This is a genomic window from uncultured Citricoccus sp., assembly GCF_937871995.1.
Taxonomy (GTDB): Bacteria; Actinomycetota; Actinomycetes; order Actinomycetales; family Micrococcaceae; genus Citricoccus.
On record NZ_CALMQR010000104.1, the window covers coordinates 1 to 6698 of the forward strand.

Genomic DNA, 6698 nt, shown 5'->3' on the forward strand with positions numbered 1-6698 from the left:
GAGGCCCCGGCCCGCAACCCCTCCACGCCGGAGCGGTCACTACATACCGTCTAGACCCGCCCGCTCGGGTTTCAGGCGGCGTCGAGCAGGGCGATGATCTGCCGGATCGAGAAGTGCAGTGGGGTGAAGCCGGGGAACCGGCCGTGCTGGGGCGGGGGCGGTGACTGACCGGCGTCGACGAGCGGCCGTGTGGGGTGGCGGTAGTGGTGGCCGGTGGGGGTGGTGACCGTGAGCTGGCCGGGGCCGGCGCTGTGGGTCCAGCCTGGGTTCTCCTTGGCGTAGTTGCAGCGTGCACAGAGCCCGGAGGCGTTGTCCCAGCTCGTCTGGCCGCCGGCGGCGTGCGCGGTGGCGTGGTCGAGGTGCTTGATCCTGGCGTTGCAGTACGGGGTGCGGCACAGCTCATCGCGCAGCACGACCATGCGGCGCAGCAGGGCCGGGAAGGTGCGTCTTCGGGAATCCATGGCCACCAGTTGACCGGACTCCGGTGCCGTGTAGAGCCGGCGCAGGAACACGTCCGCGTCGGTGTCGGCGACGATCTGCCGGGCCACCGGGGCGGGAAGGGAACCGTGCCCGGGGACGCGGGCCGGGGTGTCCTCGGTGCCGAGCAGGGCCTGGTCGGTCATCACCAGGTGCACCTCCACCGGGATGGCAGCGGCGGTGACCTGGCCTGTGAGGCGCTCGACCAGGGTGTCGGCCACAACCTGGGCCGGAGTGCGTCCCTCGGCCTCGCCGAAGGCCGCGAGGCGGGCGGCGGACTCGCTCAGGGCACGGTGGCAGGCTGCGGCCTGGGCCAGCGGCAGGGTCGCGGTGAGGGTGGCCATCCCGTGATCTGTGGCCCGGACGGTGACCCGGCGTTCGGCCACCGCGGTGTCGAGATGCTCTGCGGCGGCTGCCGGGTCCTGTTCCACGGCCAGCTCCCGGGCCACCATCGCCAACTGCTGGGCCCCGAGCACGGGCAACCCGTCGACCAGGGCGGTGTCCACCCGGCGCCGGGCGGTGCTCGTGGATAGCCGGGCGGTCTCACGGTGCACCACCCCGGCTCGTTCCTCCGAGATCGACCCCTCCGACAACGCCGTCAGGGTGTGCGTCAGGTCCTCGGACAAGGCGCGCGCCAGGGCCAGTTGCCGAGAGCCGCGGTGCGGGGACTCACCGCGGGCCAGGCCCAACTCCCCACCCAGGCCTCGTCCCCGCCGCTCGACCGGCACCCCGCGGTCGGCCTCGGCGGTGCGGCGTAGGGTGTCCAGGGCGGCCGTCTCACGCGCCTGGGCGGCAGCGCAGGCGGCCTTGAGCTGCTCCAGCACACGGATGCGGTCCACGGCCTCTGCCTCGGTGCCAGCCGGGACCATCAGCCCCAAGGCCATCCGCGCCGCGACCAGTTCCCGGGCCGAGCCCGGCACCGGGGCCGGGCTGACCGGACCGGCGACCACGGTGCCCAGCGGCACCCCGCAGGCCGCCAGGTCTGCCGCCCACTCCGGGGACCCCACCACGGCGCCCCGCAGCTCACTGGCGGGGCCGCCGGCCGGGCCGCTGGGCGACTCACCGGCGGGGCCACGAGTCTGTGCCGTACCGTCCTTCGGACTGTTCTGATCGAACATGTGTACTAATATAGGGAGGCGCGCGGACCTGATAAGCGTCCACGGCAGGACCGGGGACCAACCCGCGTCACGGGTCGTCTGTGGCGTTCCGGGCCCATGCGGCCAGGGGGCCCGCACATCATCCGCAACCCGCCCCGAACAGGCAACGGGCCGGTGGGCTGCACGGGCGTGCGGCCCACCGGCCCGTCAGGACTCTTCACCGGTCCGCGGTCACCGTCGATGTCCCGGCTGCCACCCCTGGCGAGCTTCTAGCTGGGGCCGGACGGCGCCGTCGTCGGGAGTGCTGGTGTCAGCGGCGGAGGGCCTTCTCCCAGGCCTTGCCGCGGAAGTACTCGTTCGACGGGCGCAGGTAGGCGAACACGATGCCCGCCACGCCGAGCGCCACGTAGACGATGCCCAGGCCGAAGGCCGACAGCAACGACATCGCGGCGAAGATGGTGCCGAAGATCCGGGCGACGTTGGACCCCTTGCGGATGCCCGTGGCGATCAGCCAGTACAGGCCCGCGATGAGCACCGTGAACACGATCGCCATCACGCGCACGGAGTCCATGAGCTCGTTGACGTCCACCGTCATGCCGGCGGCCCGGAACTGGGACTCGAGCTCCTCGACCATCTCGGGCGTCAGACCCATGGACGGCGAGAACGCCGCGAACAGCTCGATGACGAGGAAGGCGAGACCGGCCGCGAGGATCAGCCAGTACGAACGGTCGATCTCCTTCGGCCGCTGGACCGGGCCCATCGGCTGCTGTCCCTGCACCGGGTAGCCGTAGGGCTGCTGGGGGTAGGCGGGCTGACCCGGCTGGCCGTAGGGGGGCTGGCCCGGCTGGCCGTAGGGGGGCTGGCCGTAGGCGGGCGAGGGGTACCCCGGCTGGCCCGGCTGATCAGGCTGGCCCGGCTGCGCGCCCGGTGAGGGCTGCTGGGCCTGGTGCTGGGCCAGTTGCTCCGGGGTCAGCCGCACCCCGTAGCGCGGCTGGCCGGCGGCATCCTCGAGCGGCTGACCCGGCTGACCCGGCTGCGGCTGACCCGGCTGCGGCTGACCCGGGTGGGGCTGTCCCGGTTGCGGCTCTCCGGAATCGGGCTGGTCGGGACGGTTCTGCTCGGTCATGGGGGGTGCCTTCCTGGGCGTGGCGCGGTCGCGGGAGTCTGACCCCAACGGTACTGCCACTGGCTGAAGAACGGCTGTCCGGACGGGCCGCCGGCGTCTGCCAGACTGGACGCATGCCAGTCGCGACCGTCCACCTCGTCCGCCACGGAGAAGTCCACAACCCGGACCGGGTCCTCTACGGACGGATCCCGGGCTACGGCCTCTCCGAGCTCGGCCGGCGCATGGCCTCCGACGTGGCCGACTGGTTCACGCAGCAGGCCGAGCGCACCGGCCGCGCCCCGGCGGTGCTCGTCGCCTCGCCGCTGCAGCGGGCCCAGGAGACCGCCGCGCCGATCGGTGCGGCACTGGGCCTGGACATCGACACCGACGACCGGGTCCTGGAGGCCACCAACCGGTTCGAGGGGCTCTCGGGCGTGGGCAGCCGGTTGCGGAACCCGCGCTACTGGCCGCTCCTGGTCAACCCCCTGCGTCCGTCCTGGGGTGAGCCCTACCGGGCCCAGGTGGCGCGGATGGCCGCCGCGATCCAGGACCTGCGGGACCGTGCCGTGGAACAGGACGGCCCCGGTGCCGAGGCGATCATCGTCTCCCACCAGTTGCCGATCTGGGTCACCCGGCTCTCGGTCGAGGGCAGGCCGCTGTGGCACGATCCCCGCCAGCGCGAATGCACCCTGACCTCGGTCACCTCGCTGCACTTCGACGCCGGGCAGACCGTGCCGCGCGTCGAGTACCGGGAGCCGAACGCGGCCCTGCTCTCCCAGGCCAGCAACCTGCCCGGCGCCTGACCGGCGCCTGACCGGCGTCGGCCAGCTCACAGGATTCCACCAGCTTCTACTACGACCGGTAGAATCCATGGGAAGCCCCCGCCCCCGATGGAAGTTCCCCGAGCACCCATGACAGCCCTGCCCCCGCCCCGTGACTCCCGCGGACCCGCACTGAGCCGACGGAACGTGCTGGCCGGACTGGCCGGTCTCGCAGCCCTGCCGGTGCTGGCGGCCTGCTCCGGCGCGGACGACCCGCTGGCCGCGCAGGCCGGCAACGCGGACGGCAAGAACTACATCGCCGGAGACGGATCCGTGCTGGAGATCGCCGCCGCGGAACGCGGCGAGCCCGTGCGGTTCACCTCCACCCTCTTCTCGGGGGAGACCGTCGACGCGGCCGACCTGACCGGGCAGCCGGCCGTGCTGAACTTCTGGTACGCCGCCTGCGCCCCCTGCCGCATCGAGGCCCCGGACCTGCAGGCCCTGCACGAACAGTTCGAGCCCGCCGGAGTGCGGTTCGTGGGCGTCAACGTGCGGGACACCGCCGGCACCGCGGAGGCGTTCGAGCGCAACTTCGGGATCACCTACCCCTCCCTGGAGGACCGCGGGGGCCAGGTGCTGCTGGCGATGACGGACTACGTCCCCCCGCAGGCCGTGCCGACCACGATCGTGCTGGACCGCCAGGGCCGGGTCTCCTCCCGGATCCTCGGCGTGGCCGAGCCCTCCACGCTCAAGAGCCTGATCACCACCGTGGTGGACGAGCAGGCCTGATCCCTTCCATGCTGCAGGCCGCCACCGTCAACCCCTTCGCCGAGATCGTCATGGACGGCTCGCTGCTGCTGGCCGTGCCCGTCGCCCTGCTGGCCGGGCTCGTCTCCTTCCTCTCACCCTGCGTCCTGCCCCTGGTCCCCGGATACCTCGGGTACGTCACCGGCCTGACCGGCGCCGACCTGCAGGACCAGCGGCGGGGGCGGATGCTGGCCGGGATCGGGCTGTTCGTGCTCGGGTTCTCGGTCGTCTTCGTCCTGGTGGGCATCGTGTTCTCCCAGGTCACCATCTGGCTCCAGGGGGACGGTGAGTGGCTCACCCGGGTGCTGGGCGTCGTCGTGATGGTGCTCGGCGTGGTGTTCATGGGCGGGCTCGCCGTCTTCCAGCAGGACCGCCGCATCCACGCCCAGCCGAGGGCGGGGCTGTGGGGCGCGCCCGTGCTCGGGATGACGTTCGGCCTGGGCTGGGCGCCCTGCATCGGCCCGACCATGGCGGCCGTGCTGGCGATGTCCACCGCCGGGTCCACGAACCCCGGCAAGGGCGCCTTCCTGGCGTTCGTGTACTGCCTGGGCCTGGGGGTGCCGTTCCTGCTGATCGCCCTCGGTCTGCGCCGGGGCATGGGTGCGCTCGCGTTCTTCCGGACCCACCGCGTGGCCGTGATGCGCATCGGCGGGGGACTGCTGATCGTGCTCGGCGCGCTCATGGTGAGCGGGTTGTGGAATGACTGGGTCGTGCAGCTGCAGACCTGGTTCGCCAACGAAGTGAGGCTGCCGATTTGAGCCAGCAGGACAACGTGAGGGTCGTCCGGGACGAACGGACCCGCGAGGACACCCCCCAGAAGCCCGAGGTCGAGCTGCCCTCGCTGGGCTTCACCGGCACGCTGCGGTTCATGTGGACCCAGCTGACCTCGATGCGCACCGCGCTGATGCTGCTGCTGATCCTCGCGGTCGCCGCGGTGCCCGGTTCCCTGTTCCCGCAACGACCGGCCGGTCCCGAGATCGTCCAGGACTACCTCGAGCAGAACCCGGTGCTGGGGGAGTGGCTGGACCGGTTCCAGATGTTCGACGTCTACTCCTCGGTCTGGTTCTCGGCGATCTACCTGCTGCTGTTCGTCTCGCTCATCGGTTGCGTGTTCCCGCGCGCCGTCAAGCACGCCAAGGTGCTGCGCTCGGCCCCGCCGCGCACCCCGCGCCGGCTGTCCCGGTTGCCGGAGTATGGCCGGGTCGTGCTCGAGCCCACCGGCCCCGCCCCGGCCCAGGCGGTGGAGCAGGCCGCGCAGGTGCTGCGCAAGCGCGGCTACCGGATCGAGGTCCGCCAGGAGCCCGACGGCGGCGCCTCCGTGGGCGCCGAGCGCGGCTACGTGCGGGAGATCGGCAACATCGTCTTCCACCTGTCCCTGATCGGGGTGCTGGCCTTCATGGCCGTCGGCTCGCTGCTGAGCTACAGCGGGCAGAAGATCCTCGTCGAGGGGGAGGGCTTCGCCAACACGCTGGTCGCCTACGACTCGTTCACCCCCGGCAGCGCCTTCTCCGAGGACCGGCTGGTGCCGTTCTCGATGTCGCTGAAGAGCTTCGACGCCGTCTTCGACCGCGAGTCGCAGACGCACTACGGCCAGCCGCTGGACTTCACCGCGGTGATGGAGGTCCAGGACGGCACCGACGGGGAGCCCCGGGAGCAGGTCCTGAAGGTCAACCATCCCCTGGACATCCACAACACCCGCGTCTACCTGGTCGGCAACGGCTACGCCCCGGAGGTCACCGTGCGGGACGGCAACGGGGACATCGCCTTCCAGGGGCCGGTGGTGGCGCAGGTCCAGGACCAGGTCTACACCTCGCTGATGGTCATCAAGGCCCCCGACGCGCAACCCGAGCAGCTCGGCTTCGTCGGCTTCTTCCTGCCCACCGCCTACACCGGTGAGGACGGGGTGGCGGTCTCGATCGACCCGGACCTGTACAAGCCCGAGCTGAACCTGAACTCGTACTACGGGGACCTCGGCCTGGACGAGGGCGTGCCGCAGAACGTCTACGTGTTGGACACGGACGACCTCACCGAGCTGAACTCCCGGAGCGTGGACGCCGGCGGCATCACGCTGACCCCGGGCGAGTCCTACGAACTGCCCGAGGGCAAGGGCTCGATCAGCTTCGACGGCGTCAAGCGCTATGTCGGCCTGGACATCCACCACGACCCGGGCAAGTGGGGCGTCGGCTTCTTCGCGATCCTCGCCCTCGTGGCCCTGATCGTGAGCCTGTTCGTGCGCCGCCGGCGCGCGTGGGTCCGTGGCACCACCGGCCCCGACGGGTGCACCATGGTGGAGTACGGGCTGCTGGCCCGCGGCGAGGACTTCGGCCTGCGCGAGGAGAACCTCGCCCTGCGCCGCCAATTCGAACGGATGTGGCCCGTGGTCGCACCCGAGGACACCCAGAACCGACCGGAGTAACCCATGCAGCCCATCAACCTGCAGCTGGCCAGCTA

At 71.6% G+C, this 6698-nt stretch carries 6 protein-coding genes; 4 read left to right on the plus strand and 2 right to left on the minus strand.

The window, feature by feature from the left end; all coding sequences use genetic code 11:
- Positions 1 to 71: 71 nt before the first annotated feature.
- Complete coding sequence (locus Q0283_RS12565) at positions 72 to 1595, minus strand: DUF222 domain-containing protein (RefSeq protein WP_298044964.1); 1524 nt, start codon at positions 1593 to 1595, stop codon at positions 72 to 74.
- A 289-nt stretch (positions 1596 to 1884) separates the two neighbouring features.
- Positions 1885 to 2700, minus strand: coding sequence for a hypothetical protein (locus Q0283_RS12570; protein WP_298044965.1), 816 nt, complete (start codon positions 2698 to 2700; stop codon positions 1885 to 1887).
- 113 nt (positions 2701 to 2813) lie between these two features.
- Between Q0283_RS12570 and Q0283_RS12575 the strand changes: the two genes are divergently transcribed.
- The 4 genes from Q0283_RS12575 (at position 2814) to Q0283_RS12590 (ending at position 6663) form a co-directional block, all read left to right on the plus strand.
- A complete protein-coding gene (locus Q0283_RS12575; RefSeq protein WP_298044967.1) occupies positions 2814 to 3482 on the plus strand; it encodes a histidine phosphatase family protein in 669 nt (222 codons plus the stop codon).
- A 108-nt stretch (positions 3483 to 3590) separates the two neighbouring features.
- Entirely contained in the window at positions 3591 to 4229 is a 639-nt protein-coding gene (locus Q0283_RS12580) for a TlpA disulfide reductase family protein (protein WP_183527732.1), read from the plus strand.
- A gap of 8 nt (positions 4230 to 4237) precedes the next feature.
- A complete protein-coding gene (locus Q0283_RS12585; RefSeq protein ID WP_183527730.1) occupies positions 4238 to 5005 on the plus strand; it encodes a cytochrome c biogenesis CcdA family protein in 768 nt (255 codons plus the stop codon).
- A gap of 110 nt (positions 5006 to 5115) precedes the next feature.
- Entirely contained in the window at positions 5116 to 6663 is a 1548-nt protein-coding gene (locus Q0283_RS12590) for a cytochrome c biogenesis protein ResB (protein WP_298044968.1), read from the plus strand.
- Positions 6664 to 6698 lie beyond the last annotated feature (35 nt).